Origin of the sequence: Comamonas odontotermitis, assembly GCF_020080045.1 — a bacterium.
Classification (GTDB): Bacteria; Pseudomonadota; Gammaproteobacteria; order Burkholderiales; family Burkholderiaceae_C; genus Comamonas; species Comamonas odontotermitis.
Map to the genome: position 1 here is coordinate 3,746,284 of NZ_CP083451.1, position 19,257 is coordinate 3,765,540.

Genomic DNA, 19,257 nt, shown 5'->3' on the forward strand with positions numbered 1-19,257 from the left:
CACGCTCTGATTTAGAGAGCGCCCTTGGTGGAAGGGATGACGCCCGCCATGCGCTCATCATGCTCCAGCGCAAAGCGTAGCGCACGCGCAAAGGCCTTGAAGATGGTTTCACATTGGTGGTGGGCGTTGAAACCCTTGAGGTTGTCGATGTGCAGGGTAACGCCCGCATGGTTCACAAACCCCTGGAAGAATTCGTATACCAGCTGCGTGTCGAGCTGGCCGATGCTACCTGCGGTGAACTTGACCTCCATGTGCAGGCCGGGGCGACCCGAGAAGTCGATCACCACGCGCGAGAGCGCTTCGTCCAGCGGCACATAGGCGTGGCCGTAGCGGCGAATGCCTTTCTTGTCGCCCACGGCCTTGGCAAAGGCCTGGCCCAGGGTGATACCGATGTCTTCGACTGTGTGATGTCCGTCAATGTGCAGATCACCTGCGCATTCGATGTCCAGATCGATCAGGCCGTGACGGGCGATCTGGTCGAGCATGTGGTCGAGAAACCCGATGCCGGAGTGAAGGCGTGCCTTGCCGGTACCGTCAAGGTTGACACGCACGGCGATGCGCGTTTCTGCCGTGTTGCGCTGCACCTCGGCAATGCGGGGCAGTGGTTGGGCTGCAGAGGGGATGATATTGCTCATAGGCTTTCTTTCAATGCCGCCAGCATCTGGGCGTTTTCTTCGCGGGTACCCACGGTCAGGCGCAGGCAGTTGTTCAACAAGGGGTGCATGGCAGAGACATTCTTCACCAGTACGCCACGCGCCTTCATCTCGGCCTGTGCCCGGCCTGCATCGCGCACGCGCAGCAGCACCATGTTCGCCTCGGACGGCCAGACTTTTTCGACACCGGCGATGGCCTCCAGCGCATCGATCAGTGGCTGGCGCTCGGCGCGGATGGCAGCGGCCTGCTCCGCGTACAGCGCCTCGTGCTCCAGCGCAAAGATAGCAGCTTCGCAATTGAGCACGCTCACGTTGTAGGGGGGACGCACCTTGTCCAGCTCGTTCACGATAGCGGCAGGCCCGATCAGGTAGCCCAGGCGCGCACCGGCCAGGCCAAACTTGGAGAGCGTGCGCATCAGCAGCACATGCGCATTGCGCTGCGGCTCGGCCTGCATGCGGGTGATCCAGCTGCGGCAGGCAAAGGGCTGGTAGGCCTCGTCCATCACCACCAGGCCTCCCACCTGCGCCACCGCATCGATGATGGCCTGCACCTTGTCTTCATCCCACAGCGTGGCCGTGGGATTGTTGGGATAGGCGAGGTAGGTGATGGCAGGCTGGCGGGTGGCAATCGCCGCCTGCATGGCGGGCACGTCCAGATCAAAATCGGCCGTCAGATCGACACCGATGAAGTCCAGCCCCTGCAGCTTGGCCGACAGCGGGTACATGACAAAGCCGGGCATCGGCGCGAGCATGGTGGCGCGGCCGCCCTGGGCAGGCTGCGCAGTGGCCAGTGCCAGCAGAGTGATGAGCTCGTCCGAACCATTGCCCAGCAGCACGACCGAGCCCGCAGGCGCGCCTGCGTAGGTGGCCAGCATGTTCTTCAGCACTTCCTGGCGCTCGCCCGGGTAGCGGTTGATTTCGAGCGCACCCAGGCGCTCGCCCAGCTGCTTTTGCAGCTCGGAAGGCAGGCGGTACGGGTTCTCCATCGTGTCCATCTTCAGCAAGCCTTGCGAGGCCTGCACATGGTAGCCCTGCATGGCGCGCACATCGGCGCGAATGCGTTGCAGGGCTTTGGACGGGGTGTCTGGAACGGTCATGGGATGGAGTCTTTCACACAGGGCACGGGTTGACCAGTTTGGACGGCGCTTAGAACGTGTTTACGATCTCTACGCAGCCGCGTTGGAGTGCAATCGGGATGAGTTCGAAGCGCTGAGCCGCAGCTTGCACCGGGGTGCAAGCAAGGGTCAGCGCACAGAAATCGCCCGATTTCACTCCAACCCGGAGGGACAGTGGTTTTGCGGGCGGTCTGCGTTGTTGCAGCGCTTGCCAATAGCTGGCTATTGGCCGCGCACTGCGCCTAGCAGCCCATCCCGCAAAGCCACTGTCGCGGCACGAGGAGATCGTAAACACGTTCTTACGCCTTCTCTTCTTGGGGGGCAGACTGCAGCAGCGGGTGCAGCACGGTCACGCCGCCAAACTCTGCACCGTGGGGCAGGTGCAGGCTGAGCATGTGGCTGCAGCCGCTGTGCTGGGCGCAGGCCACAGCCAGACAGTCGCCAAAATCCAGGGCATGGCGGGCCTGTACGGCCCAGGCCGTCTCCAGCGTGGCGGCATCGGTCTTCCATGGCGTCCAGGTCTGGTAGCGGCGAATGGCAGCCCGGGCATCGCCCTGAGGCATGGGGTTGGCGGCGGTGGTGACCTGGTCGTAGAACTCGGTGAGGGCCTGGTTGCCGGTGCGGCCCGTGCGCGTGCGCCAGAGCCAGTCGAGCCAGCCCAGGGTGGCCTCGTACAGCGCGCCGTCCGATACGTTTTCGGACGCGATCAGGACCGAGGTGTCCACAAACACCGTGCTCATGCCTGCTCCTTCTTGCCGCTGGGGTTGTTTCTGCCATTTTGGCCACCCGCGCGCACCAGTTGTGCGCTGCGCGCTTCCTTTTCAGGAGCACCATCAGCGCCAGCGCCGCCTTGCCAGGTGCGCTCGTCGGTACGCCAGGCGAGATAGGCCCGCTCGTAGGTGTCTTCGCGCTGCTTCATCTCGGCCATGAAGTCGCCCACCATGCGCGAAACACTGGTACCCCGGCGGGCCGCCTCTACGCGCGCCCACTCCAGCACACTGTCTTCCACGGTGATGGTCAAATTCTTCATGGATCGAAGTTTACACGAATTTCGTGTCACACGAAATTCGTGTATTAAATTACAACCCCGCCGACCCGTTCACCCAGGCTTTCGGCCCATGCCATGATGGCGGCCATCTGTAGTGCCACCCATGTCGATCACCTCTCCCACACCCTTCTCCTGCACGCTGCAGGATCTGACCGCCGTGCTGACCCGCCACCATCCCTGGACGGTGCTTACCGGGGCCGGCATCAGCACCGGCAGCGGAATTCCCGACTACCGTGACGAGCACGGTGCATGGAAGCGCCCCGCCCCGGTCAATTTCCAGGACTTCATGGCACATGCCACCACACGCCAGCGTTACTGGGCGCGTAGCCTGGCAGGCTGGCCGGTATTTTCACAGGCGCGGCCCAATCTTGCGCACCAGGCGCTTGCACAGCTGGAGCACGCAGGCTTTGTGCAAGCCGTCATCACGCAGAATGTTGACGGCCTGCACCAGCAGGCAGGCAGCCGCAATGTGGTGGATCTGCACGGCCGCCTCGACGAGGTCATCTGTATGGGCTGCGGCACCATCAGCCCACGTGCCGCTTTTCAACATGCACTGGTGGCCGCCAACCCGCATTGGCACCACCACAGCGCGCCTGCCGCACCGGATGGCGATGCCGACCTGAGCGGCGTGGATTTTTCGGCCTTTTCGGTACCTGCCTGCCCGGTGTGCGGCGGCATTCTCAAGCCCCATGTGGTGTTTTACGGCGAGAATGTGCCGCTTGCCCGCAAGCAATATGCGATGGAGCAACTCGCTGCCAGCCGCGCCCTGCTGGTGGTTGGCAGCTCGCTCATGGTCTATTCCGGACTGCGCTTTGTGCATGCGGCCAAACAGCAGGGGTTGCCGGTGGCAGCTATCAACCTGGGCGCCACGCGAGCCGATGCCGAACTGGATTTCAAGCTGCGCGCGCCCTGTGACGAGGCCCTGGCCCAGCTGTCTGCCGTGCTGAAAGCGCCTGCTCGCGATCCCAGCCCGTAGCCAGACCGCCAACAACCGCTGTCGATCCAGGCCACCAATGCGGTCCGGAGCGTTTACAGTGTGCCCCTGCATGACCCGTTCACCCGCTATTTGATTTTGCTCAATCTCTCATGACCAGCGCCTCTCTGCCGTCGACCCCCCTGCCGCGTGCCCTTTTCTGGGTCGCCGTCATCTATGCGCTGGCCTGGTCGCTCGTGCCGCCTTTTCTTGCACCCAGCTTTCCGCTGGATATTGTGGAGAGCCTGGGCTGGGGCCGGGAATGGCAATGGGGCACCTACAAGCACCCACCGCTGCCCCCTATTGCGCTGCATGTGTTCTGGGTGGTGTTTGGCCGTTTCGGGCCCTTTATCCTGAGCCAGCTGTGCGTGGGCCTGACGCTGTGGCTGGTGTGGCTCACGGCCTGCCGCCTCGTCTCGCGCGACCGCGCACTGATCGGCACCGTGCTGACCATGGGCGTGGTCTTCTACACCCGGCCTGCGCTGGAGTTCAACCACAACATCGCGCAGATGCCTTTCTGGGCGGGCATCTGCTACTTCTACCTCGCCGCCTGGCAGGACGGCAAGCTGCGCCAGTGGCTGGCCCTGGGCGTGATAGCGGGCGTGGGGCTGCTGTGCAAGTATTCCATCGGCCTGCTGCTGGCATGCCTGGCCCTTTTCACCGTACTGACACCAGCGCGCAGCGTGCTGCGCCGGCCCGGCCCGTGGCTGGCCATTGTGGCCATGGCGCTCGTCTTTTCCCCGCATGCCCTCTGGCTGCATCAGAACGACTGGCTGCCTTTTGCCTATGCGCGGGGACGCACTGCCAAGGTCGGTACATCGCCGCAGATGGGAGCCCTGTCTTTTCTGCTGACCCAGATGCTCAACCACCTGCCGCTCCTGCTGGTGGTGCTGTTCGCCTGGGCGCGAACCCGATTCACCAAGCAGCTGGCACCTGCGCAATCGGGCTGGAACATCCACAGCAGCCAGCCGCGTTACCTGCTGCTGATCGCTCTGGCCCCGGGCCTGCTGCTGGTACTGGTAGGCCTGGTGGCCGGAGTGCGCCTGCGTGACATGTGGGGCGTTCCGATCTGGCCCTTCACCGGCCTGCTGGTGGCCAGCCTGCTGCCTGCGGCCTGGCTTGCCAGCATGCGCCCTTACCTGCTGCGCGGCATCACCGTATGGCTGGTGCTGATTTCGCTGCTCTCGGGCTCGTACCTGGCTTACGTGCACGACTGGCGCAAGCGCCCCGTGCGTTCCGACTGGCCCGCCGCAGCCCTGGCCCAGCAGGCCGGCCAGACCTGGAACCAGCTCTCCACCTGCCCGCTGGACACCGTTGCCGGCGATGCATGGACCGCTGGCTTGATTGCCATCCACACGCCCAGCCAGCCATCGGTACTGCTTTTTGGCGACCCGCGCTTTACCCCGTGGGTGACGGCCGAGCGCGTGCAGCGCCATGGTGCGCTCTGGGCGTGGAGACCGGAAGACGCGGAGGACGGCGAGCCCGCGCCGGTGGCCGTTCTGCAAGACCTGGGCAGCCGCCCCGATATGCGGATGCAGGAAGGCACCTGGAGCATTCCCTGGCCGCGCGCACAAAAGCAGCAACCGCTGGTGGTGCAATGGCGGGCTTATGTGCCTGCGGCCTGCGAGCGGCGTTGAACCAGCCACCCGGCCCCACTGCTGGCGTTTCGGGTGGTTCAGACATTCATGCGGCCTTGCCTGACTGCGTTCGTGATTTGAACGGATTCAAGGCATGATGGATGGTCAATGAAAAACACCAATACCTTGTCGGCGCAGGAAGTGGTGGCACATCTTCGGCGCGCCCTCCGGGCAGAGATCACCATCACTGCCGAAGAGCGGTCCGCTCCCTATAAGGGAGAAACAAGCTACAAGGTGGGAGACTGGCGTATCGGGGTCTTCTACTACGAGGGACGCCTCGACTACTGTGACCGGGTGTCGGCACCGAACGGAAGGGCTGGCGGGTACGCCGATTGGGCGGATAGCAATGGCGATGGCAACCCCGTTTCCCTCCTGAGCACCGAAGAGGCCTTGGCGCTGGAACAGATTTTCAATCTGGCCCACTGACTCTCCACCAATTGCACGATAGGTGGTGAGTTACGGTAAGGATATGAGGGGCGCACCTATAGCCGCAGCAATAGCCATGCTACCGGGGGAAAGCAACAACGCAGCCTGCCGCTCTGGCTAAACGCCCCCCTACTAGACACTAATAACCAGGCATCCGCAAACCCGCTCTCTGCAAGTTGTGTAGAGATCACAAATAGGTTCCGAGAAGTTGAACCACTGCAGCAGCAGATGGATACACAGCAGCACCGCCTCGCCTGCGAAGGCAGGCTGGCGAGTCGCCTCTAGCAGGCGACGCGGCTCGATGAGCGCGACCAGCGCAGGTCAGGTAACGACCAAATCCACCACATTCACCAACTTCCGCTACGGGTTCGCTTGAATGTCTTCTTGAACTCGGTAGCAAGGCCGATTGCTTCATCTATGGATGATCCGCCTGCGCTGTAGAGAGTCGGTCGCTGTGCAGAGATTCCCCTAGCGGCCTGCTGATCATTCAACCAAAACTTGAAAAATGATGCAATTGAGACAGTGCGAATCAATTATTTTGATTTATATCAAAATAGGTGCCGCCATCGCCAATTTTTGCACTTTTGAAAAAATACTTTGCAATCAAAAAATCAGACTTTATATAAACTAAAAACATAAAAAAGCATCGCATCCATCAAATTCTAAAAATAATGAAATCTAATTATTTTATAAAATTCCAACAAATTTATTTATATTGCAAATTTATATCTAAACGACACACTCAAAGAAGTAGCAAAATTGATGCACCTCATTTGAAATGTTTAGAACCTCACTATTGACAAAATTCAAAATGGAGAGATTTACCATGGGAAAAATTCTAAGAGTGTTGAGATGCATGCTCATTGGCATGTTTTTAATTGGAGGGGGTCAGTTGGCCTTTGCACAGAAGGTGCTGATGCTGACTACGAATGTCACAGGCCCGAATACAGAGAATCAAGAGGCAATCGATTTATACAACAATATGCAGGCCGAATTTACGGCAGTGGTGGGGGCATCCAACTTAACCCGTCTATCTGTACTCGGGGATACCAATGCTATCTCGCAAGCCACATTTTCCAATGCCCAAGGGCCTTATGACATTGTTATTGTCTCAAGCGTTTACCGCCTTATTGACAGCACCAATTGGGCTGTCTTGCAGAACGCAGTAGCAAATCGATGGGCCAATTCCATTATATTTTTTGTTGACGCGTGCTGCGGCGGCGCCAATGGGTCTGCAATGCTGACAGCACTGAATGGCGCAACGGGATCCTCTTTCAGTCTAGGAACCGTGCAGGCGGGATACGCGACATTCCCTTTGAACACCAACGCTTCCTTGGCTTCTTCATTCACTGGCCTCAATCCGATCCATGGTGGTGACCTCGCTTATATCAACAATGTACCTGCCAACAATGCACTTTACCTTGCTACGGGTACTCCATCTACCAGCTTCCCTTCTGCCGGCTCAACGGCACCAGTCAACGATGTATATGGACTATTGATACCTGCAGACCAATCAAATGCTGGCAGAGGTGCCTGCGTTTTCGCCACAGTGGATGCATCTCCCTTCTTTGATCTGCTCCCAGGCTACCCGATGTGGACCAACAACCGAGGCAAAATAGGGCCAGCCTTTGTGAATGCAGCAACGTCTACAAGTGGCAGTTGTGGTTATCCCAAGGTCACAAAGTCATTTGATGTAACGGATATATATCTGGGCGATAACGGTAGCACACTGAGCATTCAGTTACTCAACGACACTACCTCAGCCATATCGGTCACTAACCTCACGGATAACCTTCCTGCCCCCTTGCAGATTGGTGCGGGTGTAGCGGCAAGCCATACCTGCACAGGAGGTACCCTTACAGCCACGTCAGGTGCAAGCAATATCAACTTCACCGGGTTCAGCATTCCTGTTGGGGGCTGCAGTGTATCGGTGCCAGTCATCTGGCCCATCACCTCTGCGGGCCTACAGGCCTGTGTCAGCACACCAACGGTTATCAACACCATCACACCCGGAGTTGACTTTGTCACCTCTGTCGGTCAAATCACCACACCAGCCACGGCGTCGCTTACCTGTCATGCCGCGCAGCTCACCGTATCCAAGCAAATTGTGTGGCCTGCCAATGTCACCCCGGTCGATCTGACGGGAACGAGCTACCCCGTATCAGTAGCCTGTACTGGTACAAACGGCATGGCAATGCCACTGATTGATACAGCCATAACGCTCACATCGTCTGCCAGCGGAAACACCATTGTCAGCCCTGTGATCGCGAGCGGCTCTTGTGTGGTTACGGAAACATCGCGCCCGGCCCCGCCTGCCAACCATATCTGGGTTGAAACCGCACTGCCCAGTGCAACAGTTGCCATGGCCGCGCCGCCCGCAGCCAACACTGTGCAGATCAGCAACACCCTGGCCCGGGCCACAACTGATATCACAATTCAGAAAACGGTGAGCGGCGGGCCTGCAGCAGGTATGTCTGGCGTGTTCAACTTCACCGCCAACTGCGGTGCAGACGGCACCTTCCAAGCCGCTGTCACACTCAATGCGACGAGTGTGGGAGCCATTGCCATCACCAACGTTCCGCAAGGCGCAAGCTGTACCATCAGCGAAAACGCCACGCTGCCTGCAGCACCCGCAGGCTATGCATGGAGTACCAATGCACCGCCTGCTGTGACCAGGGTGACCACAGCCACCGGAAATGTAGCCACCTTTGTCAACACGCTGACCCGGCTCACATCTGGTATCACGATCCAGAAAACGGTGAGCGGCGGGCCTGCAACCGGTGTGTCAGGCGTGTTCAACTTCACTGCCAACTGCGGCCCAGACGGCACCTTCCAAGCCGCCGTTGCACTGAGCGCTGCAAATACTGGCTCCATTGCCATCGCCAATGTTCCTCAAGGTGCCAACTGCACTATCAGCGAGTCCGCTGCGCTGCCTGCTGCTCCCGCTGACTATGCCTGGGGCGTTCTGCCTGCTGCTGTGACCTTGGTAACCGCGAGCAGCGGAAATGTGGCGACGTTTGTCAACACACTCACCAGCACCGCAGCACCCGTACCGAACCCTGTGCCGACTCTTAAGGAGTGGGGTTTGATGGCACTGTCACTGTTCCTGGTGATGATGGGCGCAGTGCAGATGCGCAAGCGCCAAAGTTAATTCCGAAAGCCTCCTCCAATGTGAATGCCAGTCAGTTAAGCGCTGACTGGCATTTTTCTTTGTGGAGAACTTGCAGCAAGGGCAGTTTGACACCGCACGGAAAACTTGGCCCCTAGCTACGCATAGAGAACACCAAAGGTTCGCATTCCAAAAGGGCTCGGGACCGAGCGGCAGCAGTGCGCCGCCAGTAACCGGCTATCGACCAGTTATTGGCAAGTGCTATAGCACTGCAAGCCGCCCGCTCAGCCTCTGCTCGGGTCGAGGATTTCCATCAAGGCCTCAGCCGCATTTCCGCCGCGCGGGCATGGCCCTGCAGGCCTTCGCCATAGGCGAGCACGGCGGCTGTTTTGCCCAAAATCTGTGCACCGGCTTCGCTCACTTCGATGAGGCTGGAGCGCTTCTGAAAGTCGTATACACCCAGTGGTGACGAAAAGCGCGCCGTGCCGCTGGTGGGCAGCACGTGGTTGGGGCCAGCGCAGTAGTCGCCCAGGCTTTCGCTGGTGTAGGCGCCCAGGAAGATCGCGCCTGCATGGCGCAGCAAGGGCTCCCAACGGTGCGGGTCGCTGCTGGAGACTTCCAGGTGCTCGGGGGCAATGCGGTTGGAGATGGCGCAAGCCTCTTCCATATCGCGCGTCAGGATCAGCGCGCCGCGGTCGGTCAGGCTCTTGGCGATGATGGCCTTGCGCGGCATCTCGGGCAGCAGACGGTCAATTTCGCGCTGCACGGCCTCGATGTAGGCGGCATCGGGACACAGCAGAATGGACTGCGCCAACTCGTCATGCTCGGCCTGGCTGAACAGGTCCATCGCTACCCACTCGGGCGGCGTCGTTCCGTCGGCCAGCACCAGGATCTCGGAGGGGCCGGCAATCATGTCGATGCCCACGATGCCGAACACGCGCTTCTTGGCGCTGGCCACGTAGGCGTTGCCGGGGCCAGTGATCTTGTCCACCTTGGGAATGGTGGCCGTGCCGTAGGCCAGGGCCGCTACGGCCTGGGCACCGCCGATGGTGAAGGCCCGGTGCACACCCGCCACATAGGCAGCGGCCAGCACCAGCGCATTCTTTTCGCCCTTGGGCGTTGGCACGACCATGATGATGTCCTGCACGCCCGCCACATGGGCAGGGATGGCGTTCATCAGCACGCTGGAGGGATAGGCCGCCTTGCCACCCGGCACGTAGATGCCCACGCGGTCCAGCGGCGTGACCTTCTGGCCCAGCAGCGTGCCGTCTTCGTCGCGGTAGCTCCAGCTTTCGCCATTGGCCTTCTTCTGCGCCTCATGGTAGCTGCGCACGCGGCGTGCGGCCGATTCCAGGGCCTCGCGCTGCTCGGAGGGCAGGCCCTCGAAGGCCGCCTTGAGTTCGTCCTGTTTGAGCTCCAGCGCAGCCATGCCCTCAGCCTGCAGGCCGTCGAAGCGAGCGGTGTACTCCAGCACAGCCGCATCACCGCGCTTTTGCACATCGGCCAGGATGTCTGCCACGCGCTGCTCGATGGCTGCATCCGTATCGGCCGACCAATGCAGGCGCTGCGCAAATTCATGCTCAAAAGTGGCACTGGCAGTTGACAGTCGGGCGGGAGCAGCTACGAATTCCATAGTAATCACCAGGGTGTGAAGTCCATCATTTTCCATGTCTGGCGCATCGAGATGCAGCGAAGACGGCAACCGACCGGATGGCCGAGGGAGGGATCAGTTGTTTTTGGCAATGCCTGCCGCAAACACATCAATGATATGGCGCAGGCGCTGCTGCTTGAGCTTGAGCGCGGCCTGGTTGACCACCAGGTGCGAGCTGATATCAATGATGTGCTCGACCTCCTTGAGGTTGTTGGCCTTGAGTGTGTTGCCGGTGCTCACCAGATCGACGATGGCATCGGCCAGGCCCGTGAGCGGCGCCAGCTCCATGCTGCCGTAGAGCTTGATCAGGTCGACGTGTACGCCCTTGTTGGCAAAGAACTCGCGCGCGATCTCGGTGTACTTGGTGGCCACGCGCAGGCGGGCACCACGCTTGACGGCCTGCTCGTAGTCAAAATCGTTGCGCACGGCCACGCTCACGCGGCACTTGGCAATCTGCAGGTCCAGCGGCTGGAACAGGCCGCTGCCGCCATGCTCCAGCAAGGTGTCCTTGCCGGTCACACCGGCATCGGCGCCGCCATACTGCACATAGGTAGGCACATCGGTGGCGCGCACCAGCACCACCTGCACATCGGGCTGGGTGGTGGGAAAAATCAGCTTGCGCGACTTTTCCGGGTCTTCCAGCACCTCAATGCCAGCGGCGGCCAGCAGGGGCAGCGTTTCGTCAAAGATGCGGCCCTTGGAGAGGGCCAGGGTGATCATGGTGTTCTTGTCCATGGAAGCACTTTCGCTGCTGATTTTGAATGAAACCAGCCATCAGCGCATAGTGGATGCGCGCCAGCAGCTATCAAAACAATAGTATCAAACCGATTGCGCCGCCCACTCGGCGGGCGTGAGGGTCTTCATTGACAGGGCATGCACCTCGTCGGTGTGCATTTTCTGGCCCAGCGTAGCGTAGACCAGCTGGTGGCGCTGGATCAGGCGCTTGCCTTCAAACGCGGGCGAGACGATGGTGGCAAACCAGTGGCGGCCATCGCCTTCCAGCGCGATATGGTCGCAGGCCAAGCCTGCGGCAATGATGTTTTGGAGTTCGTCAGCAGTCATTTCAGTTTCTGATTTTGTAGCCCGTGCGCAGCAGATGCACAGCCAGTGCGCTCACCAGCAGCCATGCCACGCCCACAATGCCCAGACTCAGCCACGGCGAGGTATCGCTCTGGCCGAAAAAGCCATAGCGGAAGCCGTCGATCATGTAGAAGAACGGGTTGAGGTGGCTGACCTTCTGCCAGAACGGTGGCAGCGACTGGATGGAATAGAACACGCCCGAGAGGAAGGTCATCGGCACGATGACGAAGTTCTGGAACGCAGCCATCTGGTCGAACTTGTCGGCCCACAGCCCGGCAATCAGGCCCAGCGTGCCCATGAGCGCAGCGCCCAGCACGGCAAACATCAGAGCCCAGGGCAGCGACGCAAAATGCGGTGGTGCGAAGAACAAGGTCACCACGTACACGCCCACACCCACCGCCAGGCCGCGCACCACGGCCGCGCCCACAAAGGCAAAGAACCAGCCCCAGTGCGACAGCGGCGTGAGCAGCACGAACACCAGGCTGCCCATGATCTTGCTTTGCACGAGGCTCGATGAGCTGTTGGCAAATGCGTTCTGCAGCAGGCTCATCATCACGAGGCCGGGCACCAGGAATGCGGTGTAGCTGACGTCATTGAACACCGTCACCCGGCCTTGCAGCACGTGGCCGAAGATCAGCAGGTACAGCACGGCGGTCAGCACCGGCGCCGCGATGGTCTGGAAGCTCACCTTCCAGAAGCGCAGCACCTCTTTGTAGAACAGGGTTTGCCAGCCGTTCATCGCGCCACCCCCTGGCCCAGCTGGGCAGTGGCGTGGGGGGATGCGGCATCGCGGGACATCACTTGCAAGAACACATCCTCCAGGTCCGCGCGGCGGATCTCCAGGTCTTCCACGGGCACGCCCACGCTGCGCAACTGCGCCAGAATGCGCTCCACATCGGCCGCGCTGGCAGCAGGCAGCTGCACGATGCGGCCGGTGATGCGTGCCTGCGCCGCCAGATCGGCCGGCAGCAGCGCATCGGTCTTGAACTGCAGCACATTGGACGAGCCGCCCTGCAGCAGCTCGGCCATGGTGGAGAGCGCAACGATATGGCCCGAGCGCAGCATCGCGATGCGGTTGCACAGGGCTTCGGCCTCTTCCAGGTAATGGGTGGTGAGCAGCACCGTGTGGCCCTGCTTGTTGAGCTTGCTGACAAACTGCCACAGGGTCTGGCGCAATTCCACATCCACACCCGCCGTGGGCTCGTCGAGCACGATGATGGGCGGTTTGTGCACCAGCGCCTGAGCCACCAGCACACGGCGCTTCATGCCGCCCGAGAGCTGGCGCATGTTGGCATTGGCCTTGTCGGCCAGGCCCAGGCTCTCCAGCAACTCGTCAATCCAGGCATCGTTGTTTTTGACACCGAAGTAGCCGGACTGGATGCGCAGCGACTCGCGCACGTTGAAGAAGGGATCAAACACCAGCTCCTGCGGCACGATACCCAGCTTGCGGCGGGCATTGGCATAGTCCTCCCGCACGTCGCTGCCGAGCACCTTGACGGAGCCGCCGCTGGCGCGGGCCAGGCCCGCCAGAATGCTGATCATGGTCGTCTTGCCAGCACCATTGGGGCCGAGCAGGCCAAAGAATTCGCCTTCCTCGATATCGAGGTTGACGTTATTCAATGCCTGGAAAGGACCCTTGGCGGTCTGGTAGACCTTGGAGACGGATTGGAAGGCGATGGCGGACATGAGCCAGCCATTGTAGGCGCAGCGCGCGCGGACTGCTGAACTGGGGAGAAAGATGCAACAGGGGTGCTTTACGCGCAGCCCGCCGCAGGCTTATGCCACCTGCAGCATGCCCTCGACGCCATAGAGGCGCGCCAGCGAAGCGGCGGCTGACGGCAGGCCCGCCACCTGAAAAGTCTGGCCTGCGGCAAGCGCCGTGCGCCGGCATTCCAGCAATACGGCAAGCGCCGCAGAATCGAAGACCGCCAGCGCGCTGGCATCCACCACCGCTGCGCTGCCTGCTGGCAACCGTGCCAGGCCCGCCTGCAATTGCTGCAGGCAGGCGGTGGCCTGGGCGTTGGTGAGGGTGGATGGCAGCCGAAGCGCAGTCATGCCTTACTTGCCCGCGTTGGCCGTGTTGCGGGCTGCGATGGAGTCGATCAGTGTCTGGATGCTGCCACCGGGCTTGTTCAACTCCTGCTGGAACTGGTTGCGGTAGGTCTCGACCATCCAGATACCCAGCACATTCAGGTTGTAGATTTTCCAGCCCATGCCCTGGCCCGGTGTCTTTTCCAGTCGGTAGTCGAGCTGAATCGGGTCGCCACGGCCCAGGATTTCGGAGCGCACCACCACTTCCTTGTCGCCCTCTTGCATGCGCACAGGCTTGACGCTGATGGTCTGGTCGCTCACCTGGTGCAGGGCGCCCGCATAGGTGTTGACCATCAGCTTCTTGAACTCGTCCTGCAACTGCTGCTGCTGGGCTGCGGTGGCATTGCGCCACTTGGGGCCGACGGCAGAAGCCATCATGCGGCGGAAATCCACATTGGGCATCACCACGCTGTCGACGTAGGAGGTGATCTTGCTCACATCGCCAGCGCGGATGCTCTGGTCGGTCTTCAGGGTGTTCAGCACCTGTTCAGACAGTTGCTTGATCATGGCGTCGGGTGCCATGTCGGCCGCGCTCGCTGCCAGCGGCGCTCCTGCGAGGCACGCCACCGCAGCCCATGCGGCAGAGTATTGCACCCATGCGCGACGATTCATCATGTCCATTCCTTTCAAGCAGCCTTCTGCATGTGCAGACGAGTGCATTTTTGACACGAACGCCGGCGGAGAAGTTCAATCCGGCGTGTGTCTGGTGTAAATGTTTATGTCTTACTTCTTGAACACCTTGCCCATCGGGGTCGGTTCGGCAGCGGATTCGTTCATCCACTGCGTCTCGTCCTCCACCTCGTCAGGCGTTGCGGCACGGTGGCGCAACTGCAGGTAGGCATCGCGGGTAAAGCTGTACTTGTCGAGTGCTGCAGCCTCCACCAGCGAAGTGGTGCCCAGCAGGTTGGCGCGGGTGTTGACGACGCGCAACGCATAGATGGAGTTGCGCGCGCCTATGTCGTTGACGTAGCCAACGGGATCGCCTTGCCAGTCCACGACAAAGCCCACCGAATCACGCACCGACGAAGGGCCGAGCAGCGGCCAGACGATGTAGGCGCCCGCAGGCATGCCGTAATGCGCCATGGTCAGGCCAAAATCCTGCTTGCGGCGCTCGATGTCCATGTCCGAGGCGATGTCGATCAGGCCACCGAGGCCAAACACCGTGTTGGTGGTAAAGCGCACCACGCTGTTGTAGGTGCCCTCACCCTTGAGCTGCAAGGCGTTGTTGACGACAGACCACAGATCGCCCAAGTTGGAAAAGAAATTGGTCACAGCTGTGCGCACGGGCTTGGGCGTGATGTCCTTGTAGCCGGTGGCCACAGGCTCCAGCACCGCGTTGTCCAGCGCATCATTGAACTTGAACACCGCACGGTTGTAGGGCTCCAGCGGGTCGCGGGGGTCGGCATTGGGGCCGGTGGCACAGCCGGCCATCAGGGCACTTGCACCCAGCGCCCCAGCCATCAGCCAGCTGCGGCGCGCGCCAAATCGGGTTTGCGTCTTGGTCATCGTTGTTCTCTTGTTATTTCTAGAATCATTCTTGTGGCTTGGTGCTCGCGCCTTCCGAGGCCTTGCCATACAGGAACTGGCCAATCAGATTTTCCAGCACCACCGCCGACTGGGTGTTGGTGATGGTGTCACCAGCAGCAAGGGCTTTCTCGTCATAGCCCGGCTCGACACCCACATACTGGTCGCCCAGCAGGCCGCTGGTCAGGATCTTGAACGAGCTGTCCTTGGGAAAGGCATAGCCGTTGTTCAACTCCAGGTGCACATCGGCCTGGAAAGTCTTGTCATTGAACGTGATGTTCTTGACCTTGCCCACCTTGACGCCAGCGCTGCGCACCGCCGCCTGCGGCTTGAGGCCACCAATGTTATCGAAGCGGGCAGTGACCTCATAGCCTTTGCTGAAATCCAGGGTCAGCAGATTGCCTGCCTTGAGCGCCAGAAACACCAGCGCGGCAGCTCCCAGCATCACGAACAGGCCGACCCAAAAATCGGTTTTAGAGGGTTGCATATGCAAATCCGTTTCTTGTCACTCTATTTTCTATAGCATCAAATGCTGAACATGGTTGCGGTGAGCAGGAAATCCAGCGCCAGCACTGCCAGCGACGCCATCACCACCGTGCGCGTGGTGGCGCGCGACACGCCCTCAGGCGTGGGCTTGGCCACGTAGCCTTGCAGCAGCGCCACAAAGGTCACCGTCACACCGAACACGAAGCTCTTGATGACGCCATTGCCCAGATCGGTCAGCACATCGACACCGTTCTGCATCTGGCCCCAGAAGGCGCCGCCGTCGATATTGAGCATCAGCACGCCCACGATCCAGCCGCCGATCACGCCCACTGCGCTGAACACGGCCGCCAGCAAAGGCATGGTGATGAGGCCCGCCCAGAAACGCGGTGCCAGGATGCGCTCGACCGGGTCGACCGCCATCATCTCCATGGCAGACAGCTGCTCGCCGGCTTTCATCAGCCCGATTTCGGCCGTGAGTGCCGTGCCGGCACGCCCGGCAAACAGCAAGGCGGTCACCACGGGCCCGAGTTCGCGCAGCAGGGTCAGTGCCACCATCATGCCCACGGCTTCGGTCGAGCCGTAGCGCTGCAGGATGTAGTAGCCCTGCAGGCCCAGCACAAAGCCCACGAACAGGCCCGAGACGCCGATGATGGCTAGCGAATAATTGCCCAGAAAGTGAATCTGGTCGCGCAGCAGCGCCGGGCGCCTGAGCACATAGCCCAGCGCGACCACCAGACGCAGCAGCAGCCGCGTGGCCTCGCCCACGCCCACCGCCTTGCTGCGCAGTGCAAAACCAATATCTGAAGGATGCCACCAACGCATCAGCGGCCCCCTTTCCTGGCTGCCCCGAAGTCTTCTTCCATGCTGGGCCCTGGAACGTGAAAAGGCACCGGGCCCTGTGGCAGCGCTCCCACAAACTGGTGCACCAGCGGATCGGTGCTGGCCCGGACCTCGTCGGGCGAACCTTGCGCGGCCACCACGCCCGGGCCCAGGATGATCACCTGATCGGCCAGCTTGAATGTTTCTTCGACATCGTGCGAGACGATGATGGTCGTCAGCCCCATGGCATCGTTGAGTTCACGGATCAGCTGCGCCGAGGTGCCCAGCGAAATCGGGTCCAGCCCGGCAAAGGGCTCGTCATACATGATGAATTCGGGATCAAGCGCAATCGCCCGCGCAAGCGCCACGCGTCGCGCCATGCCACCCGATATCTGCGAGGGCATCAGATCGCGCGCGCCGCGCAGGCCCACGGCCTGCAGTTTCATCAGCACGATGTCGCGGATCAGCGGTTCTGCCAGATCGGTGTGCTCGCGCAGCGGAAACGCCACGTTCTCGAACACGCTCATGTCGGTGAACAGCGCGCCAAACTGGAACAGCATGCCCATGCGGCGCCGTGCTGCATACAGCTGGGCCTGGTTCATCGCACCCACATCCTGCCCGCCCACCAGCACTTCGCCAGCCTGGGCGCGCACCTGACCGCCAATCAGCCGCAGGATTGTGGTTTTTCCGCCGCCGGACGCCCCCATCAGTGCCGTCACCTTGCCGCGCGGAATCGTCAGCGACACATCGCGCAGGATGGTGCGGTCGCCATATCCAAAGGTGACGTTGCGTAGCTCTGCGAGTGGTGTGGAAGCGGTAGATGGCATAGAAAAACCGGATGGAACCGGCTTGATCATCATACGTGATCGCCGTCATCCTCATTGTCGTCAATTGGTGAACGCAGCAACCCTCTGGCGGCAACATTTGCAACAAACATTCACGCATGTATTTATAGCATCACATCACCACTTTGCCAGTGGAGGCCCCTTGCCGCCGCAGGCTATTGGCGCGGCAGTTGCACGATTTGCTGCAGTGCGGCAGCCCTGCGCCATCGGCCTACGGCACTGCTATGAAAATTGCATTTTCAATAGCAAAAAGCGCCCATCTGTCGGGCGCTTGAGGTCAATATCGGCCACTCCGGCAGCACTTTTCTGCGCGCTGGAGCATTCTCTTTCACTCACTCAGAGCATGTTTTCCAGGAACGACCGGATGCGCGGGTGGCTGCATTCCTCAAAAAAGGCCCTCGCCTGCTTGGCTTCGATCAGCTCGCCCTGGTCCATGAACACCACGGTATTGGCCACTTCACGGGCAAAGCCCATTTCGTGCGTGACCACCAGCATGGTCATGTGCTCTTCAGCCAACTCGCGCATGGTGCGCAGCACTTCGCCGGTCAGTTCGGGGTCCAGCGCGGAGGTTGGCTCGTCGAACAGCATGATGTCCGGCTCCATGGCCAGCGCGCGCGCAATGGCCACGCGCTGCTTCTGGCCGCCCGACAGGCGAGCGGGGTAGGCATCGGCCTTTTCCGACAGACCCACCTTGCACAGCAGCGCCTGCGCCTTGGGCATGATCTGGTCGCGCGTCATGCCCTTGACGATCATCGGCGCCTCGATGATGTTCTCCAGCACCGTCAGGTGCGGGAACAGGTTGAACGACTGAAACACCATGCCCATGCGGCGCAGAATGGGGCGCAGCTCGGCGTCGGGCACGTACTGCGCCACGCCCTGGGCATTGTTCTGCACCAGGGTGGCACCGCCCACCACGACGGAGCCGGAATCGATCACCTCCAGGTGGTTCAGGCAGCGCAGGAATGTGCTCTTGCCCGAGCCCGACGGCCCGATCACCGCCACGACCTCGCCCTTGTGGATATCGAGCGACACGCCCTTGAGCACTTCGGCACCGCCGAAGGCCTTGTGGATGCCACGGGCCTGCACCATGACGCCTGCCTGGGTGAAATCAAGCGTCGTACTTGGCATAGCGTTTCTCCAAACGGTTGAAGCCCCAGGTCAGCACCAGGGTCATGATGAGATAGAAGGCCGCAGCCACCACGAAAGGCGTGGTGGTGAAATCGCGCTGCACGATGCCGCGCGCAGCGCGCAGCAGGTCGTTCAGTGCCAGCACGTAGATCAGCGAGGTGTCCTTGACCAGGGTGATGGTTTCGTTGCTGACTGGCGGCAGGATGGTGCGGATCATCTGCGGCAGCACGATGCGGCGCATGGTCTGGCCATACGACAGGCCCAGCACCTTGGCGCCTTCGTACTGACCACGGTCCACGCTCTGGATACCGGCGCGGAAGATCTCGGCAAAGTAGGCTGCGTAGTTGAGCGCAAACGCCACCACGGCCGCAGGAAAATCGGGCAGGCGAACGCCGACCACCGGCACGAACGGCAGCGCAAAGTAGATGAACAGCAACTGCAGCATCAAGGGCGTGCCGCGCATCAGCCAGATGTAGCCCTCGACCAGGCGCGAGAGCCATTTGAAGGGCGAGATGCGCGCCAGCGCCAATGCCAGGCCCAGCGGCACCGACAGCACCAGGGTGATGACAAACAGCTTGAGAGTCACCAGGGCGCCATTGGACAGCGGCCCCAGAAGTGAAATTACATAATCCATCGCATGCCCTCAGGTGGCGCCCTGCCTCGCGCGCCGTA

The 19,257-nt window shown here is 61.0% G+C and carries 21 protein-coding genes; 4 read left to right on the forward strand and 17 right to left on the reverse strand.

The features are described 5' to 3' along the window. Positions 1–11: 11 nt before the first annotated feature. From hisB to LAD35_RS17325, 4 genes are all read right to left on the reverse strand, one after another. Positions 12–635 (reverse strand): imidazoleglycerol-phosphate dehydratase HisB, encoded by a 624-nt coding sequence (gene hisB / locus LAD35_RS17310; protein WP_224150201.1) that lies wholly within the window; start codon positions 633–635, stop codon positions 12–14. After that, entirely contained in the window at positions 632–1,750 is a 1,119-nt protein-coding gene (gene hisC, locus LAD35_RS17315) for a histidinol-phosphate transaminase (protein WP_224150202.1), read from the reverse strand. Before hisC ends, hisB begins: the two co-directional genes overlap by 4 nt. Positions 1,751–2,067: 317 nt before the next feature. Further along, positions 2,068–2,508, reverse strand: a complete 441-nt coding sequence (locus LAD35_RS17320; protein ID WP_224150203.1) for a PIN domain-containing protein — start codon at positions 2,506–2,508, stop codon at positions 2,068–2,070. Further along, complete coding sequence (locus tag LAD35_RS17325; RefSeq protein ID WP_224150204.1) at positions 2,505–2,798, reverse strand: DUF6364 family protein; 294 nt, start codon at positions 2,796–2,798, stop codon at positions 2,505–2,507. Before LAD35_RS17325 ends, LAD35_RS17320 begins: the two co-directional genes overlap by 4 nt. Positions 2,799–2,919: 121 nt before the next feature. On the opposite strand from LAD35_RS17325, the gene LAD35_RS17330 reads away from it, so the two are divergent. The 4 genes from LAD35_RS17330 (at position 2,920) to LAD35_RS17345 (ending at position 9,003) form a co-directional block, all read left to right on the forward strand. After that, a complete protein-coding gene (locus tag LAD35_RS17330; protein ID WP_224150205.1) occupies positions 2,920–3,792 on the forward strand; it encodes an NAD-dependent protein deacetylase in 873 nt (290 codons plus the stop codon). A 110-nt stretch (positions 3,793–3,902) separates the two neighbouring features. Beyond that, complete coding sequence (locus tag LAD35_RS17335) at positions 3,903–5,426, forward strand: glycosyltransferase family 39 protein (protein WP_224150206.1); 1,524 nt, start codon at positions 3,903–3,905, stop codon at positions 5,424–5,426. A 108-nt stretch (positions 5,427–5,534) separates the two neighbouring features. Beyond that, entirely contained in the window at positions 5,535–5,852 is a 318-nt protein-coding gene (locus tag LAD35_RS17340) for a DUF7693 family protein (RefSeq protein WP_224150207.1), read from the forward strand. 826 nt (positions 5,853–6,678) lie between these two features. Next, entirely contained in the window at positions 6,679–9,003 is a 2,325-nt protein-coding gene (locus LAD35_RS17345; protein WP_224150208.1) for an IPTL-CTERM sorting domain-containing protein, read from the forward strand. 271 nt (positions 9,004–9,274) lie between these two features. Here LAD35_RS17345 and hisD read toward each other — a convergent pair whose 3' ends face one another. From hisD to LAD35_RS17410, 13 genes are all read right to left on the reverse strand, one after another. Then, positions 9,275–10,594, reverse strand: coding sequence for a histidinol dehydrogenase (hisD, locus tag LAD35_RS17350; RefSeq protein ID WP_224150209.1), 1,320 nt, complete (start codon positions 10,592–10,594; stop codon positions 9,275–9,277). 93 nt (positions 10,595–10,687) lie between these two features. Further along, positions 10,688–11,332: an ATP phosphoribosyltransferase gene (gene hisG / locus LAD35_RS17355; protein WP_184707169.1), complete on the reverse strand. Its 645-nt coding sequence runs from the start codon at positions 11,330–11,332 to the stop codon at positions 10,688–10,690. A gap of 99 nt (positions 11,333–11,431) precedes the next feature. Continuing rightward, a complete protein-coding gene (locus tag LAD35_RS17360; protein WP_224150210.1) occupies positions 11,432–11,674 on the reverse strand; it encodes a BolA family protein in 243 nt (80 codons plus the stop codon). Between the two features lies 1 nt (position 11,675). After that, entirely contained in the window at positions 11,676–12,431 is a 756-nt protein-coding gene (locus LAD35_RS17365) for an ABC transporter permease (RefSeq protein WP_224150211.1), read from the reverse strand. Continuing rightward, positions 12,428–13,378, reverse strand: a complete 951-nt coding sequence (locus LAD35_RS17370; protein ID WP_224150212.1) for an ABC transporter ATP-binding protein — start codon at positions 13,376–13,378, stop codon at positions 12,428–12,430. Before LAD35_RS17370 ends, LAD35_RS17365 begins: the two co-directional genes overlap by 4 nt. A gap of 90 nt (positions 13,379–13,468) precedes the next feature. After that, entirely contained in the window at positions 13,469–13,747 is a 279-nt protein-coding gene (locus tag LAD35_RS17375; protein WP_224150213.1) for an STAS domain-containing protein, read from the reverse strand. 3 nt (positions 13,748–13,750) lie between these two features. Next, the gene (locus LAD35_RS17380) at positions 13,751–14,398 is read right to left on the reverse strand and encodes an MlaC/ttg2D family ABC transporter substrate-binding protein (protein ID WP_377780216.1); all 648 of its coding nucleotides are present in this window, start codon (positions 14,396–14,398) and stop codon (positions 13,751–13,753) included. A gap of 108 nt (positions 14,399–14,506) precedes the next feature. Beyond that, the gene (locus LAD35_RS17385) at positions 14,507–15,289 is read right to left on the reverse strand and encodes an MlaA family lipoprotein (protein ID WP_377780217.1); all 783 of its coding nucleotides are present in this window, start codon (positions 15,287–15,289) and stop codon (positions 14,507–14,509) included. A gap of 25 nt (positions 15,290–15,314) precedes the next feature. After that, a complete protein-coding gene (gene mlaD, locus LAD35_RS17390) occupies positions 15,315–15,794 on the reverse strand; it encodes an outer membrane lipid asymmetry maintenance protein MlaD (RefSeq protein ID WP_224150214.1) in 480 nt (159 codons plus the stop codon). Positions 15,795–15,832: 38 nt separating this feature from the next. Beyond that, a complete protein-coding gene (gene mlaE, locus LAD35_RS17395; RefSeq protein WP_224150215.1) occupies positions 15,833–16,615 on the reverse strand; it encodes a lipid asymmetry maintenance ABC transporter permease subunit MlaE in 783 nt (260 codons plus the stop codon). Beyond that, a complete protein-coding gene (locus LAD35_RS17400; RefSeq protein ID WP_224150216.1) occupies positions 16,615–17,439 on the reverse strand; it encodes an ABC transporter ATP-binding protein in 825 nt (274 codons plus the stop codon). Before LAD35_RS17400 ends, mlaE begins: the two co-directional genes overlap by 1 nt. A 354-nt stretch (positions 17,440–17,793) precedes the next feature. Next, positions 17,794–18,585: an amino acid ABC transporter ATP-binding protein gene (locus tag LAD35_RS17405; RefSeq protein WP_317986715.1), complete on the reverse strand. Its 792-nt coding sequence runs from the start codon at positions 18,583–18,585 to the stop codon at positions 17,794–17,796. Next, positions 18,566–19,219 carry an amino acid ABC transporter permease gene (locus LAD35_RS17410; RefSeq protein WP_224150217.1) on the reverse strand — a complete coding sequence of 218 codons (654 nt, stop codon included), beginning with the start codon at positions 19,217–19,219 and terminating at the stop codon, positions 18,566–18,568. Before LAD35_RS17410 ends, LAD35_RS17405 begins: the two co-directional genes overlap by 20 nt. Positions 19,220–19,257: the final 38 nt, after the last annotated feature.

What these genes read in the sequence shown, in the direction of transcription:
- hisB (WP_224150201.1), bottom strand. Translation starts at nt 635, where the DNA reads ATGAGCAATATCATCCCCTCTGCAGCCCAACCACTGCCCCGCATTGCC.
- hisC (WP_224150202.1), bottom strand. Translation starts at nt 1,750, where the DNA reads ATGACCGTTCCAGACACCCCGTCCAAAGCCCTGCAACGCATTCGCGCC.
- LAD35_RS17320 (WP_224150203.1), bottom strand. Translation starts at nt 2,508, where the DNA reads ATGAGCACGGTGTTTGTGGACACCTCGGTCCTGATCGCGTCCGAAAAC.
- LAD35_RS17325 (WP_224150204.1), bottom strand. Translation starts at nt 2,798, where the DNA reads ATGAAGAATTTGACCATCACCGTGGAAGACAGTGTGCTGGAGTGGGCG.
- LAD35_RS17330 (WP_224150205.1), top strand. Translation starts at nt 2,920, where the DNA reads ATGTCGATCACCTCTCCCACACCCTTCTCCTGCACGCTGCAGGATCTG.
- LAD35_RS17335 (WP_224150206.1), top strand. Translation starts at nt 3,903, where the DNA reads ATGACCAGCGCCTCTCTGCCGTCGACCCCCCTGCCGCGTGCCCTTTTC.
- LAD35_RS17340 (WP_224150207.1), top strand. Translation starts at nt 5,535, where the DNA reads ATGAAAAACACCAATACCTTGTCGGCGCAGGAAGTGGTGGCACATCTT.
- LAD35_RS17345 (WP_224150208.1), top strand. Translation starts at nt 6,679, where the DNA reads ATGGGAAAAATTCTAAGAGTGTTGAGATGCATGCTCATTGGCATGTTT.
- hisD (WP_224150209.1), bottom strand. Translation starts at nt 10,594, where the DNA reads ATGGAATTCGTAGCTGCTCCCGCCCGACTGTCAACTGCCAGTGCCACT.
- hisG (WP_184707169.1), bottom strand. Translation starts at nt 11,332, where the DNA reads ATGATCACCCTGGCCCTCTCCAAGGGCCGCATCTTTGACGAAACGCTG.
- LAD35_RS17360 (WP_224150210.1), bottom strand. Translation starts at nt 11,674, where the DNA reads ATGACTGCTGACGAACTCCAAAACATCATTGCCGCAGGCTTGGCCTGC.
- LAD35_RS17365 (WP_224150211.1), bottom strand. Translation starts at nt 12,431, where the DNA reads ATGAACGGCTGGCAAACCCTGTTCTACAAAGAGGTGCTGCGCTTCTGG.
- LAD35_RS17370 (WP_224150212.1), bottom strand. Translation starts at nt 13,378, where the DNA reads ATGTCCGCCATCGCCTTCCAATCCGTCTCCAAGGTCTACCAGACCGCC.
- LAD35_RS17375 (WP_224150213.1), bottom strand. Translation starts at nt 13,747, where the DNA reads ATGACTGCGCTTCGGCTGCCATCCACCCTCACCAACGCCCAGGCCACC.
- LAD35_RS17380 (WP_377780216.1), bottom strand. Translation starts at nt 14,398, where the DNA reads ATGATGAATCGTCGCGCATGGGTGCAATACTCTGCCGCATGGGCTGCG.
- LAD35_RS17385 (WP_377780217.1), bottom strand. Translation starts at nt 15,289, where the DNA reads ATGACCAAGACGCAAACCCGATTTGGCGCGCGCCGCAGCTGGCTGATG.
- mlaD (WP_224150214.1), bottom strand. Translation starts at nt 15,794, where the DNA reads ATGCAACCCTCTAAAACCGATTTTTGGGTCGGCCTGTTCGTGATGCTG.
- mlaE (WP_224150215.1), bottom strand. Translation starts at nt 16,615, where the DNA reads ATGCGTTGGTGGCATCCTTCAGATATTGGTTTTGCACTGCGCAGCAAG.
- LAD35_RS17400 (WP_224150216.1), bottom strand. Translation starts at nt 17,439, where the DNA reads ATGCCATCTACCGCTTCCACACCACTCGCAGAGCTACGCAACGTCACC.
- LAD35_RS17405 (WP_317986715.1), bottom strand. Translation starts at nt 18,585, where the DNA reads ATGCCAAGTACGACGCTTGATTTCACCCAGGCAGGCGTCATGGTGCAG.
- LAD35_RS17410 (WP_224150217.1), bottom strand. Translation starts at nt 19,219, where the DNA reads ATGGATTATGTAATTTCACTTCTGGGGCCGCTGTCCAATGGCGCCCTG.